The organism is Phycicoccus avicenniae, from assembly GCF_050496545.1.
Taxonomy (GTDB): Bacteria; Actinomycetota; Actinomycetes; order Actinomycetales; family Dermatophilaceae; genus Phycicoccus; species Phycicoccus avicenniae_A.
In genome coordinates this window covers 56,262-70,995 of record NZ_JBNVZV010000023.1, presented here as the reverse complement: position 1 = coordinate 70,995, position 14,734 = coordinate 56,262, and the positions used below count along the sequence as shown (strand labels likewise).

The window sequence follows — 14,734 nt, the reverse complement described above, 5'->3', positions numbered from 1 at the left end:
CGGTCGCCGCCGAGCCCGTTCCCGACCGCCGGCCCGAACCGGGGCCGGCCGCGGGCACCCCGTCCGCGCCCGAGCCTGCTGCAACCGAGCCGGCGCCTCCCGCCGCCGAGCCACCGGCACCGACCCATGCCCCGGCCCCGGTTCCCGCGGCCGCCCCGGCGCCGGCCGCCGTGAAGGGCCCGGGCGGCATCGACACCGACGCCCTGCGTCGGTCCTGGCCCGACGTCCTCGACTGGCTCGGCCGCAACAAGCGCGTCACCTGGACGTTCGTGGCCCAGAACGCGCAGGTCCAGGAGTACGACGGCCAGCGCGTGGTCCTCGCCATCTCCACCACGGGCCTCGCCGAGACGTTCCGGCGCGGTGCCCACGCCGAGTACGTGCGGCAGGCGCTCATCGACGTCCTCGGGGTCGACGCCCGCGTCGAGGGCGTGCCCGGCGACGTCGCGCCGCCCCCCGAGCCGGCCGCCGCCCCGGTCCCCTCCTTCGAGGCGCCGCCGCCCGCGTCCGACCCGGCCCCCGTGCAGGATGTCGGCGTCGCCCCGGCGGCCCCGCGCTCGGAGGCGCCCAGCTGGTCCGACGCGCCCCCGCCCCCGGAGTCGGCGCCGTCGTGGGCCAGCCCGCTCGAGCAGGCCAAGGCCGCTGTCGCGGCCGAGCAGGAGCAGGAGGCGGTCGCGCCGCACGTCGTCGACGACACCGCCATCAGCGAGGACGACGAGTCCATCGAGGACCTCACCGATGTCGGGGTGCCCGTTGTCGAGCGCATCCTCGGCGGCACGGTCATCCACGAGGAGCAGCGGTGAGCCGGCTCGCCTACACGGTGAGCCACGGAGCGGTCGCCCCGCTCTCGAAGCTGCTCTGGCGGCCCACCGTCACGGGCACCGAGGGCGTGCCCACCACCGGTGGAGTCCTGTTCGCCAGCAACCACCTCTCCTTCATCGACTCCTTCGCCATCCCCATCGTCGCCCCGCGGCCCGTCGTGTTCCTCGCGAAGTCCGACTACTTCACGGGCACGGGCATCGGCGGCCGGGTGCGTCGCGGCTTCTTCGAGGGCATCGGCGCCGTCCCGGTCGACCGACACTCCTCGCGCGCGGCCCAGGAGTCCCTCGACGCCGCCCTGGCGGTGCTGCAGGAGGGGCGCGGGTTCGGGATCTACCCCGAGGGCACGCGCTCGCGCGACGGCCGGCTCTACAAGGGACGCACGGGGGTCGCGTGGCTCGCGCTCACCGCCGGCGTGCCCGTCGTCCCGGTCGGCCTGGTCGGCACCGACGAGGTGATGCCGGTCGGCTCCAGCTTCCCGAGGGTGGCGAAGGTGCGGGTCGCCTTCGGTCGGCCCATCAGCCCTGCGCCCTACGCCGAGATGCCGGCCGGGCGGGCCCGCCGCCTCCTCACCGACGAGGTGATGGACGCCATCGCCGCCCTCTCCGGCCAGGAGCGCGCGGACACCTACAACGAGCTCCCGCCGGAAAGCACGGGGGCCGCCGTCGGCATCTGAGCCGGTGGGGCGGATACTGGGGGGAGGTATCCATCGAGGAGAGGACGCGGCCATGGCCACGACCCAGGAGTTCCACGCCACCGGTCTCACCTGCGGGCACTGCGCGCAGGCCGTCACCGACGAGCTGACCGCCCTCGACGGCGTCCGCGAGGTCGGGGTCGAGGTGGTCGCCGAGGGTGCCTCGACCGTGCGCGTGACCGCCGACCGCACCCTCACCGACGCCGAGGTCTCCGGCGCGCTCGACGAGGCCGGCGGCTACGTCCTCGCCCGCGCCTGACCGACGCGCTGCCGCCCGGCGCCCGTCCCGGCCGCCCAGGCCGTAGGCTCGGGGCGTGTACGAAGGCGCGGTCCAGGACCTCATCGACGAGCTCGGCAGGCTGCCGGGCGTCGGTCCCAAGAGCGCCCAGCGGATCGCCTTCCACCTGCTCCAGGCCGACCCGGCCGACGTCGAGCGGCTGACCCACGCGTTGTCCGAGGTCAAGGCCCGGGTCCGCTTCTGCGAGGTCTGCTTCAACGTCGCCGAGGCCGAGCGCTGCCGCATCTGCTCCGACACCCGCCGTGACGGCTCGGCCATCTGCGTGGTCGAGGAGCCCAAGGACGTCGTCGCCATCGAGCGCACCCGCGAGTTCCGCGGCCGCTACCACGTGCTCGGCGGCGCGATCAGCCCCATCGACGGCGTCGGCCCCGAGGACCTGCGGGTCCGCGAGCTGCTCGCCCGCCTCGGGGACGGCGAGGTCACCGAGGTCATCATCGCCACCGACCCCAACCTCGAGGGCGAGGCCACCGCGAGCTACCTGTCGCGGATGCTGCGAGACATCGGGGTGCCGCGGGTCACCCGCCTGGCCTCCGGCCTGCCGGTCGGCGGCGACCTGGAGTACGCCGACGAGGTCACCCTCGGCCGGGCGTTCGAGGGACGGAGGCTCATCGGTGCCTGACACCACCACCCCCACGCCGGAGCAGGCCACGCAGGCCGTCGCCGCCGACTGGGCGGCCCTGGCCGAGGAGACCGCGATGGACGCGCGGACCTACCTCACGACGCTGCGCGAGCTGGCCGCCGGCGAGGCGCCCGACGCCGCCCTGCCGATGCTGCTGCTCGCGCTCTCCCAGGTCCTCGTCTCCGGGGCCCGGCTCGGCGCCGTCGAGGACGTCGTGCCCGAGGAGCGCTTCGAGCCCGACACCCCCGACCCCGAGCTGGCCCCGCTGCGCGAGGGGCTGGCCAACCTCTTCGACGGCCTCGACGAGTACGCCGACGTCGTCGACCCGCTGACCACCCCCGAGCTCGGGGTCGGGTCGGTCTCCAACGACCTCGTCGCCGTCGCCGGCGCCCTCTCGCACGGGCTCCAGCACCACGCCGCCGGGCGTCCGCTGGAGGCCCTGTGGTGGTGGCAGTTCAGCTACCTCTCGGACTGGGGCGAGCGCGCCGCCGCGGCGCTGCGCGTGGTCCAGACCCTGCTGGCGCACGTGCGCCTCGACGCCGATGCCGACGTCGTGTCCGAGGCGGAGTTCGACGCGCTGCACCCCTGAGGGGTTCGAGGGGTCAGGGGCCAGCGCTCAGGGGCGCGTCGCCCGACCGCGACCGCCGCGCAGGGCGATGAGCAGCCCGAGCAGGGCGACCACCGGCCCGACGACCGCCCAGAGCGTGACGCCGGTCATCGGGCTGCCGCCGATCCAGCCGAGGCCCTGACCGGTCCAGAGCAGGCCGACCAGCACCAGCACGCCGCCCAGCACGAGCGCGACGGGGCGCGTCATCAGGACTGCTCCTCCGGCAGCTCGCCGGACTCGACGGCCGCCTTGATGGCGTCGCCGGCGTCCCAGTCGTTGGCGTGCATCGCCGCGACGACGTCGCCGTCGCGCAGCCAGAACGCGCGGAACTCGCGGTCCTCGAGGCTGCCGTGGACGACGACCTCGTCCTCGGCCGAGGCATGGCCGACGTACTCCATCCCGAGGTCGTACTGGTCGGTGAAGAAGTAGGGCATCGCCTCGTACTCCTCGTCCCCGCCGGCGAGGTTGTGCGCCGCCACCTTGCCCTGCTTGATCGCGGTGTCCCAGTGCTCGACCCGGATCCGGCGGCCCAGCCGGGGGTGGGCGTGGTTGGCGACGTCGCCGACGGCGTACACGGACGGGACCGAGGTGCGCAGACGCGAGTCGACGAGCACGCCGTCGTCGACGTCGAGCCCGCCGTCGTGGGCGAGGTCGACGCGCGGCCTGACGCCGATACCGGCGACGACGAGGTCGGCGCCCGCGAGGTCCGCGGGGGTCACCTCGGCGCCGAGGCGCAGGTCGACGCCGTGCTCGCGGTGCAGGTCGGCGAAGACCTGGGCGACGGTGGGGCCCAGCACGCGCTGCAGCGGCAGGTCATCCATCTCGAAGACGGTGACGTCGGAGCCGGCCGAGCGCGCGGCGGCGGCGACCTCGAGGCCGATCCAGCCGCCCCCGACGACGACGATGCGCTTCCCCGACCCGAAGGCGTCACGGAGGCGGTCGGAGTCCTCGACGGTGCGCAGGTACGCGACCGGGACGTCGGTCTCCTCGGCGAGCGGGAGCACGCGCGGCTCGGCGCCGGTGGCGAGGAGCAGCTTCTCGTAGGTGACCTCCCCGGCCGAGGTCGTGAGGACGTGGGCGTCGGTGTCGAGGCCGGTGGCGGTCACGCCGAGGCGCAGGTCGACGTCGTGCTCGGCGTACCACTCGGCGGGGTGCACGAGCGCCTTGTCGAAGGGGTCGTCGCCGAGGAGGTAGGCCTTGGACAGCGGGGGCCGCTCGTAGGGCGGGTGGTCCTCGGCGCCCAGGAGGACCACCGGTCCCTCGTAGCCCTGCTCCCGCAGCTCGGTGGCGGCCGTGGCGCCCGCGAGCCCTGCTCCGACGATGACGATCGACATGGCGCCGACGCTACGCGGCGCACGGGCCCGGTGGAAGGTTCGCACCGACCCTCGACGCCGGAGTCGATGGGTGGACGGCCGCGGCGTACAACAACTGACACATTCGTCGAAAGGTGGACGGGCGCGGCGTACGAGAACTGACACATTCGTCGAAAGGTGGACGGGCGCGGCGTACGAGAACTGACACATTCGTCGAAAGGTGGACGGCCGGAGCGCCGGCCGCGCTTCCGGGATGTGGGCGCCCAGTCCGGTCCGTGGACGGCTCGGTAGGGTGGAGGCCAGCCCAGCACCACCGTCCCGGGAGAGCCACCGTGCCCATCGTCGTCCAGAAGTACGGTGGGTCCTCGCTCGCCGACGCCGAGAGCATCAAGCGCGTCGCGCAGCGCATCTCGGAGACGAAGAAGGCCGGCAACGACGTCGTCGTCGCGGTCTCGGCGATGGGCGACACCACCGACGAGCTGCTCGACCTCGCCCAGGACGTCAGCCCGATGCCCCCGCCGCGCGAGCTCGACATGCTGATGACGGCCGGCGAGCGCATCTCGATGGCCCTCGTCGCGATGGCCATCACCGACCTCGGGCACAGCGCCCGCAGCTTCACCGGCAGCCAGGCCGGCGTCATCACCGACTCGGTGCACGGCAAGGCCAAGATCATCGACGTCACGCCGGGCCGCATCACCGAGGCCCTCGGCAAGGGGCACGTCGTCATCGTCGCCGGGTTCCAGGGCGTCAGCCAGGACACCAAGGAGATCACCACCCTCGGCCGGGGCGGCACCGACACCACCGCCGTCGCGCTCGCCGCGGCCCTTGGCGCCGACGTCTGCGAGATCTACACCGACGTCGACGGCGTCTTCACCGCCGACCCGCGCATCGTCCCGAGCGCCCGCAAGCTCGACCGCATCACCAACGAGGAGATGCTCGAGCTCGCCGCCTCCGGCTCGAAGGTGCTGCACCTGCGCAGCGTCGAGTACGCGCGCCGCTTCGACATCCCGATCCACGTCCGGTCCTCGTTCTCGCGCAAGATCGGCACCACCGTCACCGACCAGCCCGCCCCCGAAGGAGACCCCGTGGAAGCCCCGATCATCGCCGGCGTCGCCCACGACCGCAGCGAGGCCAAGGTCACCGTCGTCGGCGTGCCCGACCGCACCGGCATGGCCGCCAAGATCTTCGAGGCGCTGGCGAGCGCCGAGATCAACATCGACATGATCGTCCAGAACGTCTCGGCGGTGGAGACCGGCCTCACCGACATCTCGTTCACGCTGCCCAAGAGCGACGGCACGACCGCCGTGCAGGCCCTCCAGCGCATCCAGCCCGAGGTCGGCTTCACCCAGGTCCAGTACGACGACCAGATCGGGAAGCTGAGCCTCGTCGGCGCCGGGATGCGCTCGAACCCCGGTGTCTCGGCGACGTTCTTCAGCGCGCTGGCCCAGGCGGGCGTCAACATCGAGATGATCTCCACCTCCGAGATCCGCATCTCGGTGGTCACCCGCGACGAGCTCCTCGACGACGCGGTGCGCGCGGTGCACAGCGCCTTCGGGCTCGACTCCTCCGAGGGCGAGGCCGTCGTCTACGGGGGCACCGGCCGCTGACGTGACCTCCACCGACGCTCCTCGCGGCGACCGGCGACCCACCCTCGGCGTCGTCGGCGCGACGGGGGCCGTGGGGAGGGTCGTCCTCCAGATCCTCCCGATGCACCGCCACGCGTGGGGCGAGGTGCGCGTGGCGGCCGGCGCCGAGGACGTCGGCCGGGTCCTGCGCGTCGGCGACGAGGAGATCACCGTCGAGGCCGTCGAGCCCGGCTTCTTCGACGGCCTCGACGTCGCCGTCTTCGACATCCCGCCGACCATCGCCCGCGAGTGGGTCGAGCTGGCGGCGGCCCGCGGGATCGTCTGCATCGACAACTCGACGGTCTTCCGCACCGACCCCGACGTCCCGCTCGTGGTGCCCGAGGTCAACCCGCGACGGGTGTCGGACCGTCCGCGCGGCATCATCGCCAACCCCGGCGCCACCGTGATGACGATGATCGACGTCCTCGCGGTGCTCCACAGCGGATGGGAGCTGACCAGCCTCGTCGTCACGACCTTCCAGGCGGCCTCGGGGCTCGGGCGCGCCGGGATGGCGCGCCTGCACGACGAGCTCGACGTCGTCCACGGCGACCGCGAGCTCGGCACCCGCCCGGGGGATGTCCGGCGCCTCGTCGAGCACGAGCTCGGCACGGAGTCGCCGTTCCCGGCACCGTTGGCGCTCAACGTCGTTCCCTTCGTCGGGCACCACGTGGGGGAGGGCTGGACGTCGGAGGAGACCAAGGTCCGCGACGAGACGCGCAAGATCCTCGACCTGCCGGACCTGCCGGTGTCCGCGACGTGCGTGCGGGTGCCGGTGGTGTCGTCGCACTCGGTCACCGTGCACGCGACCTTCGGCCGTCGCATCAAGGTGGCCGAGGCCCGTCAGGCGCTCGTCGAGGCGCCGGCCGTCGTCGTCCTCGACGACCCCGACGAGCCCGAGTTCCCGACGCCCAACGACGTCGTCGGTGCCGACCCGCGCTTCGCCGGCCGCATCCGCCAGGCCGAGGACGCCCCGACCACCCTCGACCTGTTCATCTGCGGCGACAACCTCCGCAAGGGCGCCGCCCTGAACATGCTGCAGACCGCCGAGCTGGTCGCCGCCACCCTCTGACCGGTTCGCGAGCCGCGTTCCCGCGGCAGAGCCGCCTGCAGGAGGCTCCCGCGCCGGAAGGGGGCTCACGCGCCGGGCGGACGTCCACGATGGTGACCCCGGCCACACCCGCGGCCGCGACCTTGCCAGAATGGGACCGACGCCCCACCCGCCCTCGAAGGAGCGACCCCCATGACCGTCCGCACCGTCGCCATGCTCACCGCCGGCGGCCTCGCGCCGTGCCTGTCCTCCGCCGTCGGCGGGCTCATCGAGCGCTACACCGAGGTCGCGCCCGACGTGCGGATCATCGCGTACACCAACGGCTACGCGGGCCTGCTCACGGGCGAGTACGTGGAGGTGACGCCGGAGGTCCGGGAGAAGGCACACCTGCTGCACCGGTTCGGCGGCAGCCCGATCGGCAACAGCCGCGTCAAGCTGACCAACGTCGCCGACTGCGTGAAGCGCGGGCTCGTGCAGGAGGGCCAGGACCCGCTGCACGTCGCGGCCGAGCAGCTGACCGCCGATGGCGTCGACGTCCTGCACACCATCGGGGGCGACGACACGAACACGACGGCCGCCGACCTCGCCGCGTACCTGCACGAGAACGACTACGAGCTGACCGTCGTCGGGCTGCCGAAGACCGTCGACAACGACATCATCCCGATCCGCCAGTCCCTCGGTGCGTGGACGGCGGCCGAGCAGGGAAGTCGGTTCGCGCAGAACATCATCGCCGAGCACACGTCGAACCCGCGGATGCTCGTCGTCCACGAGGTGATGGGCCGGCACTGCGGATGGCTGACCGCCGCCACGGCCGCCGAGTACCACCGCTGGGTCGGCGAGCAGGAGTTCGTGCCGGCCATCGGCAACGACCCGCGCGCCTGGGACGTGCACGCCGTCTTCGTGCCCGAGCGGCACATCGACATCGCGGCCGAGGGTGAGCGGCTGCGCGCCGTCATGGACGAGGTGGGCTGCGTCAACATCTTCCTGTCCGAGGGGGCCGGTGTGGAGGAGGTCGTCGCGGAGCTCGAGGCCTCGGGCCAGGAGGTCCCGAAGGACCCGTTCGGCCACGTGCAGCTCGACAAGGTCAACCCCGGCGCGTGGTTCGCCAAGCAGTTCGCCGAGGTGCTCGGCGCCGAGAAGACGATGGTCCAGAAGTCCGGCTACTTCTCGCGGTCGGCGCCGGCCAACGAGCGCGACCTGGCGCTCATCAAGGAGTGCACCGACCTCGCCGTCGACGCCGCCCTGCGCGGTGAGCCCGGGCTCGTCGGCCACGACGAGGAGCGCGGTGACGAGCTGCGCCCGGTGGAGTTCCCCCGGATCCGCGGCGGCAAGGCCTTCGACGTCGAGGTGCCCTGGTTCACCGAGCTGCTGGGGTCCATCGGCCAGGCCTGAGCCGGGTTCCGGTGCGCGAGAACGGGATGATCGACGGCTGGTGGGTCGCCGTCGTCATCTACGCGCTCCTGCTGGTCGGCCAGCGGCTGTACCGGGCGCGTTCTTGGCGGCCGCCGGAGTGGCCGGACGCCGACTTCGGGTGGAAGGTCACGCACCTGCACTGGGTGCCGTTCCACGTGCTCGACGTCGTGTTCGGCGTGCCCTTGGTCTTCGCGGTCGTCATCGCGCTGCTGGCGATCTGAGGGGCAGCGGCGGCGGTCCCCCCGCGATGGGTCCCTCGGCCTGACGGCGGGGACCCACCGCGAGACACGATGCGGCGTACCGCGACTCGTGATTGGGTGTGCAACCGTCCCCTGCGACGGCCACCGCTCATGATCCTGTCCCGTCCGGCCCCCGCCTGTCTGTAGCGCGCACCCCCGCTCCGGGGGTGGTGCCTGCACCACCATCACGGGGGCCGCGCCCGTCGCCCCGGTCGTGCTCAGCGGGCGGTCGAGGTGTCCTTGCGGAACCGTCCCTCGACGGTGGTCCCCCCGCCCGGGACCGAGCGGATCTCGAGCCGCCCTCCGGCCGACAGGATGCGGTCGCGCATCCCGGCGAGGCCGTGGGCGCCCCGGTGCCGGCCGACGTCGAATCCGCGGCCGTCGTCCGAGACGCGGAAGCGCAGCACCGGCTCGCCGTCGCGGGCGTCGTCGGACACCTCGACGCTGATGAGCGAGCCCTGCGCGTGACGGTCGGCGTTCTGCATCGCCTCCAGGCAGCAGAAGTAGACGGCGGCCTCGACGTCCGAGGCGTGGCGGTGGCGCAGGCCGTCGACGTCGACGACGCACGCGACGGCGGTGCGGCGGGCGGCCGCCGGTAGCGCCCCGGCAAGCCCGCGCTCGGTGAGGACCGTCGGGTAGATGCCGTGCGCGAGGTCGCGGAGCTCGCGGATGGCGGCCTGGAGCTGGTCGTGCAGGCCGTGCGCGATGGTGCGGGCCCGCTCCGGGTCGGTGTCCAGCGCCCGGGTCAGCCGGCCGATGTCGACGGCCAGGGTCGTGAGGCGCTGCTGCGCCCCGTCGTGCAGGTCGCGCTCGATGTCGCGGCGGGCGTCCAGGCTCGCCGCCGCGAGCCGGGTGCGGGACTCCTCGAGGTCCCGGCTGTGCCGCGTGACGCGCAGCGCGGTGTCGCGGATGCCGACCACGAGGACGCCGGCCACGATGAGCGTGAAGAGGCCGACGAGCAGGCCGAGCACCGGGATCTCGGGGTGGTTGGCGTCCCAGACCTCGCGCCGCGACTCCCCGACGACCACCAGCGCGCCGGTGAGCACCACGGTCGCCGTGAGCAGGACGGTGCGGCTGCGCGGCCCGAAGGCGTCGGTGAGGATCAGGGCCGGGACGTAGAGGACGAGCAGCGCCACCGGCGTCGTGAACGGCGTGGCCCAGGCGAGCGAGAAGGCGACGAGCCACGTGCCCCCCACCGCCACGGCCGCCGCCGGGCCGAGCGCGCCCCGGGTGGCGAGGACCAGGGCCACCGCGTACGCCGCCCCGGCGACGACGAGCGCGACGATGTCGACGACGATCGAGCGCGAGGGCACCTGCTGGTTGAGGACCACGAGCGCGACGACCGAGGTCCAGATCGCCACGAGGTTGACGACGAGGTAGGTGCGGATGCGCTGCCGGGTCGACCCGGGGAACAGCGGGTCCCGGACCGGGGGTTCCCGCCGGCGCGGTGAGATCACCGGACCGGCCCGCCCGCTGCACCCGAGGACCGGCTGTCGCCGAGGTAGAGCAGGACGGCCGCGACCCGCCGGTGCCGGGTGTCGCCCGACGGGAGGTCGAGCTTGGTGAAGATCGAGTTGATGTGCTTCTCGACCGCCCGCGACGTGACGTGCAGGTGGTCGGCGATCGCCGAGTTCGAGGCCCCCGTCGCGATGAGGCCGAGCACCTCGCGCTCGCGGGTGGTCAGGCGCGCGACCGGGCCCTGCTCGAAGCGCAGACGGTGGCGCATCAGCGCGTCGACGACGTGCGGGTCGATGACGCTCTCGCCCCGCTGCACGGCGACCAGCGCTGCGACGAGCTGCTCGACGTCGGCCACCCGCTCCTTGAGGAGGTAGGCGCGGCCGGTGCTGCCCCCGGCCACCAGCTCGAGCGCGCCCTCGGCGTCGGCGTGCTGGGAGAGGACCACGACCCCGAGCCCCGGGTGGCTGCGGCGGAACCGCTCGGCGGCGCGGATGCCCTCGTCGCTGTGGGTGGGCGGCATCCGGATGTCGGCGAGCACGACGTCCGGGCGCTCGTGGTCGACGGCCGCGAGCAGCTCGTCGAGGTCGGCGGCCTCGACGACCTCGTCGACGGCGTCGTGCTCGACGAGCAGCGCCGCGAGCCCCTGCCGGAGCAGCGCGCTGTCCTCGGCGAGCACGACCCGCATCCCTGCCATGGCCGCATCGTAGGGACACCGGGCCGGTCGGCGGGCGAGGTCTCGTATCCCCACCGTTCCGCGCGCGCCCCCGGACCGGCAGGATGGGCCCGATGCTCTCCGACCTCTTCCTCCTCCCCGAGGAGCGCGCCAACCCCCACACCCGCGTCGATGCCGTGCACGGTCCCGGCGTCGCGTGGAGCACGGGGAACGTGGTGCGCCCGCTCGTCCACGGGGCCACCTACTTCGCCGAGCTGCACGAGCGGCTCTCCGCGACGGGGCCGGGCGACCTCGTCCTCTTCGCCGACTGGCGCGGCGACCCCGACCAGCAGCTGACCGACGACCCGGCGGCCACCCTGGGCGCGACGCTGGCCGCCGCCGCCCGGCGGGGCGCCGAGGTCCGCGGGTTGCTGTGGCGCTCGCACTGGCGCCGCTTCGGCTTCCACTCCGAGAAGTCGTGGGAGCTCGCGGCCCGGGTCAACGAGGCGGGCGGGCAGTGCCTGCGCGACATGCGGGTGGCCCCCGGCGGCTCGCACCACCAGAAGCTCGTCGTCATCCGGCACGCGGTGGGTCCCGAGGACGACATCGCCTACGTCGGCGGCATCGACCTCTGCCACAGCCGCCGCGACACCGCCGACCACCGCGGCGACACCCAGGTCATCCCGATGCCGCGGGTCTTCGGGCCCACGCCGGGCTGGCACGACGTGCAGTGCGCGGTGCAGGGCCCGGCCGTGCACGACCTCGAGACGACGTTCCGCGAGCGGTGGGACGACACGACACCGCTGACGAGCAACCCGGGCCGCTTCGCCTCCAGCCGGCTGCAGGGCGAGGACCTCGACCCCCGCCCGCTGCCCGAGCAGGCCCCGCCGCCGCCGTCCCCCGAGGGTGCGCACGAGGCGGTGCAGGTGATGCGCACCTACCCGGCGCTGCTCGCCAAGGGCTTCGACTTCGCGCCGCACGGCGAGCGCAGCGTGGCGCGCGGCAACGGCAAGGCGGTGCGCTCGGCCCGGCGGCTCATCTACCTCGAGGACCAGTACCTCTGGTCCGAGGAGGTCGGCCGGCACTTCGGCGAGGCGCTGCGCGAGAACCCCGACCTGCACCTCGTCGCGGTCATCCCCATCGTGCCGGACGTCGACGGCGCGGTGTCGCTGCCGCCGCAGCTCTGGGGCCGCAAGCTCGCGATGGATCTGCTCCTCGAGGCCGGCGGCGACCGCGTCGCCCTCTTCGGGCTGACCAGCCCCACCGGGTACCCCGTGTACGTCCACTCGAAGGTCTGCATCATCGACGACGTGTGGGCCAGCGTCGGCTCGGACAACTTCAACCGCCGGTCCTGGACCAACGACTCCGAGGTCTCGGTCGCCGTGATGGACGACCGCGGCACCGAGGGTGGCGCCGCCCCCGACACCTTCGCCCTGCGCCTGCGCCGCGAGCTGGTCGCCGAGCACACCGGCCTGGACCCCGAGGACGTCCCGGACGACCCCGACGAGCTGTGGGACCTGCTCGGGCGCACGGCCGACGCCCTCGACGCCTGGTACGGCGACGGCGGTCCCTCGCGCGGCCGGGTGCACGTGCCGAGGCCGCGGGCTCCGTTGCGGGGCACCGCTGTCCGCTGGCGGCGTCGCAGCGCGCCGGCGGCCGGGTCCGCCGCCTCGGAGCGTCCCCCGGGCCGGCTGCGACGCATCGGACCGCCCGAGCTGACCCGCGCCCAGGCCCTCTGGGCGCCGCGCCTCTACGACGTCTTCGACCCCAACGGGACGCTCGGCGCCGACGACGGACTGCCGCCCGTCGACAGCCCCGACGACGGCCCCGGCGACGGCGCGCCCGCGGTGGCCGCCGACCGCTGACCGGCCGCGGCAGGGCGCTGACCAGCGGTTCCGCCGCGTCCGCCCCTTCCCAAGCGGGCGTCCCGGGGTTACCGTCATCGGGAACGTCCGGGTCTGCAGGGGCCCCGGGCACCCTGCCCTCCCCTGCGTGCCCGCACGCCGGAGGGAGGGGCACATGGCATCCGTCGTCGAGCAGCCGCGTGCTGCCCCCGGAGCCCCGCCGTCCGTCGTGGCCGTCCGCCCGACGCGGCTGGCGCGGGTCGTCCCGCGCACCCGGGCGCTGCTGCGCTCCGACGCCCCCGTCCTCCTCGTCGTCGTGGCCACCGGCGTCCTCGTCCGGGCCGTCGGGCTCGCATCGGCCCCCCGCCTCGGTGACGCCGAGGGACGCCTCGTCGCCGCCGCGTGGGCCACGCCGCACCCGCTCACCGACCCCACCGGGTCGGTCCGCGCGGGCGTCGGCCTGGTGGCGCGGCTTCCGGTCGCGGCCTGGCTGACGGTGTCGGGCGCGCTGGACCGCGCCCCCGGGGCGGTGGTCGCCGGGCGGGAGATCGCCCTCGTCGCGGCCGCGGCCACCCTCGTGCTCGCGTGGGTCCTGGCCCGTCGGCTCGGGCTGCCCCGGTGGGCCGCGGCGCTGGCCGTCGGGCTGATGGCCGTCGCGCCGCCCGCCGTGGAGCTGCAGCGCACGGTCTCCGAGGCCGGCTTCGCCGCCCCGTGGGTGCTCGCCGCCTTCGTGCTCGCCCTCGCCGACCGGCGCATCGCGACGAGCCTCGCGGCCGCCGCGTGCGTCCTCGCCGTCGGGGTGCTCACCACCCCGGTGGCGCTGCTGGCGCTGCCGGGCGTCGCCCTCCTGTTCTGGCGGCACCGGGGACGGGACGGCCGCGCCGCGGCCGACGCCGCGGGGGTCTTCGCCCTGGTCGTCGTCGCGACCGTGGTCCTCGCGGCCCTCGTCGGGCTCCCCGTGCTCCTCCTGGGCGGCCCCCGACCCTCTCCCGCCGCCGAACCGGTGGTCCTCGCGCTGCTGCTGGCGGCGGGCCCCGCGGCGGCGGTGCTGCGCCGGCTGCGTCCGGTGGCCATCACCACCGTCCTGCTCGTGCTCTCCGCCACCCTCGGGCCGCCGTCGGTGCGCGCCGGGGCAGCGGTCCTCCTCGTGCCGTTCGCGGCGCTGGCCGTCGCCGGGGTGGCCGACGGCTTCGTCCGCTACCGCCCGACCCGGCTCCGGCGCCGGCGCGTCCACCTCCTCGGTGGGCTGGCCGGCGCGCTCGCGGCCGGGCTGGTGGTCGGCGTCGTCGCGCCCGGATGGGCCGCCGAGCTCGGTGACCTGACGGCTCGCGACGCCCCGCCCCCGCTCACCCGGGCGGTCGCCTGGGTGTCGCGGGCGGTGCCCGCCGACGCGGTCGTGCTCACCGCCACCGCGGCCCGGCTCGACCTGCTGCGCCAGGGACGCGACGCCTCGCGCGTCGTGGCCGTGCGGCCCTCGCCGGTCACCGCGGGCACCGGTGCGTGGTGGGTCGTCGCGAACGCCGACACGCGCCTGGACCCCGACGCGGCAGGAGTCCTGCGCGCCGCCCGCGACCGCGGTGCCCTCGCGGCGGCCTTCGGGTCGGGGGAGCGCCGGGTCGAGGTCCTGCGGGTGCCGGCCGCCACCACCGCACCGCCGTCCGGCACCCCCACCACCCCGACCGTGCCGGACCAGCCCGCCACGCCGGCCCTCCCACCGGCCGCCGAGGACCCCGCCGCGCGTCAGGCCGCCGTCGACGCCCTGCTCGAGAACCCCGCCGTGACGCTCACCGGCGACTCCCGCGCGGTGCTCGCCACCGGACGGGTCGACACCCGGCTCCTCGCGCTGCTCGCCGTGCTCGCCTCGCAGCACGAGCTGACCATCGACGCCCTGCCCGAGAGCACCCCGGGCACGGACCGCCGGGCGGCCCGCATCGTCGCGATCGACGGGCAGCCGGCCGTGCCGGAGTCCCCCGTCGTGGGCGACGTCGCCACCACCCTCGCCGCCCAGCTGCGGCCGTACCGCGCCGAGATCGTGCGGTTCCCCGCCACCGGCGGCGCCCCGGCCGCCCTCGTCCTGTCCGTCCCCGAGCAGGCCCCGTGACCCACGT

The 14,734-nt window shown here is 74.8% G+C and carries 14 protein-coding genes and 1 pseudogene; 11 read left to right on the top strand and 4 right to left on the bottom strand.

What is annotated here, in order from left to right:
* The 5 genes and pseudogenes from ACQZ2A_RS16980 to ACQZ2A_RS16960 all read left to right on the top strand — a co-directional run.
* A pseudogene (locus ACQZ2A_RS16980) lies at positions 1-800 on the top strand (DNA polymerase III subunit gamma and tau); the annotation flags it as partial.
* Positions 797-1,492 (top strand): lysophospholipid acyltransferase family protein, encoded by a 696-nt coding sequence (locus tag ACQZ2A_RS16975; RefSeq protein ID WP_430213502.1) that lies wholly within the window; start codon positions 797-799, stop codon positions 1,490-1,492. The pseudogene ACQZ2A_RS16980 and the gene ACQZ2A_RS16975, both read left to right, overlap by 4 nt.
* Before the next feature lie 52 nt (positions 1,493-1,544).
* A complete protein-coding gene (locus ACQZ2A_RS16970) occupies positions 1,545-1,769 on the top strand; it encodes a cation transporter (RefSeq protein ID WP_430213500.1) in 225 nt (74 codons plus the stop codon).
* A gap of 55 nt (positions 1,770-1,824) precedes the next feature.
* Entirely contained in the window at positions 1,825-2,427 is a 603-nt protein-coding gene (recR, locus tag ACQZ2A_RS16965) for a recombination mediator RecR (RefSeq protein WP_430213498.1), read from the top strand.
* Positions 2,420-3,016 (top strand): DUF5063 domain-containing protein, encoded by a 597-nt coding sequence (locus ACQZ2A_RS16960; protein ID WP_430213496.1) that lies wholly within the window; start codon positions 2,420-2,422, stop codon positions 3,014-3,016. Before recR ends, ACQZ2A_RS16960 begins: the two co-directional genes overlap by 8 nt.
* A gap of 27 nt (positions 3,017-3,043) precedes the next feature.
* On the opposite strand, the gene ACQZ2A_RS16955 is transcribed toward ACQZ2A_RS16960, so the two are convergent.
* Both ACQZ2A_RS16955 and ACQZ2A_RS16950 read right to left on the bottom strand, forming a co-directional pair.
* Positions 3,044-3,241, bottom strand: coding sequence for a hypothetical protein (locus ACQZ2A_RS16955; RefSeq protein WP_430213494.1), 198 nt, complete (start codon positions 3,239-3,241; stop codon positions 3,044-3,046).
* Complete coding sequence (locus ACQZ2A_RS16950; protein WP_430213492.1) at positions 3,241-4,368, bottom strand: NAD(P)/FAD-dependent oxidoreductase; 1,128 nt, start codon at positions 4,366-4,368, stop codon at positions 3,241-3,243. Before ACQZ2A_RS16950 ends, ACQZ2A_RS16955 begins: the two co-directional genes overlap by 1 nt.
* 311 nt (positions 4,369-4,679) lie before the next feature.
* Between ACQZ2A_RS16950 and ACQZ2A_RS16945 the strand changes: the two genes are divergently transcribed.
* The 4 genes from ACQZ2A_RS16945 to ACQZ2A_RS16930 all read left to right on the top strand — a co-directional run bounded on the left by ACQZ2A_RS16945 (position 4,680) and on the right by ACQZ2A_RS16930 (position 8,654).
* Positions 4,680-5,954, top strand: coding sequence for an aspartate kinase (locus tag ACQZ2A_RS16945; RefSeq protein ID WP_430213490.1), 1,275 nt, complete (start codon positions 4,680-4,682; stop codon positions 5,952-5,954).
* Between the two features lies 1 nt (position 5,955).
* On the top strand, positions 5,956-7,041 hold the full coding sequence (locus tag ACQZ2A_RS16940; protein WP_430213488.1) for an aspartate-semialdehyde dehydrogenase: 1,086 nt from the start codon (positions 5,956-5,958) through the stop codon (positions 7,039-7,041).
* Between the two features lie 171 nt (positions 7,042-7,212).
* Positions 7,213-8,412 carry a pyrophosphate--fructose-6-phosphate 1-phosphotransferase gene (locus tag ACQZ2A_RS16935; protein ID WP_430213486.1) on the top strand — a complete coding sequence of 400 codons (1,200 nt, stop codon included), beginning with the start codon at positions 7,213-7,215 and terminating at the stop codon, positions 8,410-8,412.
* A gap of 11 nt (positions 8,413-8,423) precedes the next feature.
* Positions 8,424-8,654 carry a hypothetical protein gene (locus ACQZ2A_RS16930; RefSeq protein ID WP_430213484.1) on the top strand — a complete coding sequence of 77 codons (231 nt, stop codon included), beginning with the start codon at positions 8,424-8,426 and terminating at the stop codon, positions 8,652-8,654.
* Positions 8,655-8,890: 236 nt separating this feature from the next.
* Here ACQZ2A_RS16930 and ACQZ2A_RS16925 read toward each other — a convergent pair whose 3' ends face one another.
* Together ACQZ2A_RS16925 and ACQZ2A_RS16920 are read right to left on the bottom strand one after the other, a co-directional pair.
* Positions 8,891-10,129 (bottom strand): sensor histidine kinase, encoded by a 1,239-nt coding sequence (locus ACQZ2A_RS16925; protein ID WP_430213482.1) that lies wholly within the window; start codon positions 10,127-10,129, stop codon positions 8,891-8,893.
* Complete coding sequence (locus tag ACQZ2A_RS16920) at positions 10,126-10,824, bottom strand: response regulator transcription factor (protein WP_430213481.1); 699 nt, start codon at positions 10,822-10,824, stop codon at positions 10,126-10,128. Before ACQZ2A_RS16920 ends, ACQZ2A_RS16925 begins: the two co-directional genes overlap by 4 nt.
* A 92-nt stretch (positions 10,825-10,916) precedes the next feature.
* On the opposite strand from ACQZ2A_RS16920, the gene ACQZ2A_RS16915 reads away from it, so the two are divergent.
* Positions 10,917-12,647 carry a phospholipase D-like domain-containing protein gene (locus ACQZ2A_RS16915; RefSeq protein ID WP_430213479.1) on the top strand — a complete coding sequence of 577 codons (1,731 nt, stop codon included), beginning with the start codon at positions 10,917-10,919 and terminating at the stop codon, positions 12,645-12,647.
* A gap of 154 nt (positions 12,648-12,801) precedes the next feature.
* Positions 12,802-14,727 carry a hypothetical protein gene (locus ACQZ2A_RS16910; RefSeq protein WP_430213477.1) on the top strand — a complete coding sequence of 642 codons (1,926 nt, stop codon included), beginning with the start codon at positions 12,802-12,804 and terminating at the stop codon, positions 14,725-14,727.
* Positions 14,728-14,734: the final 7 nt, after the last annotated feature.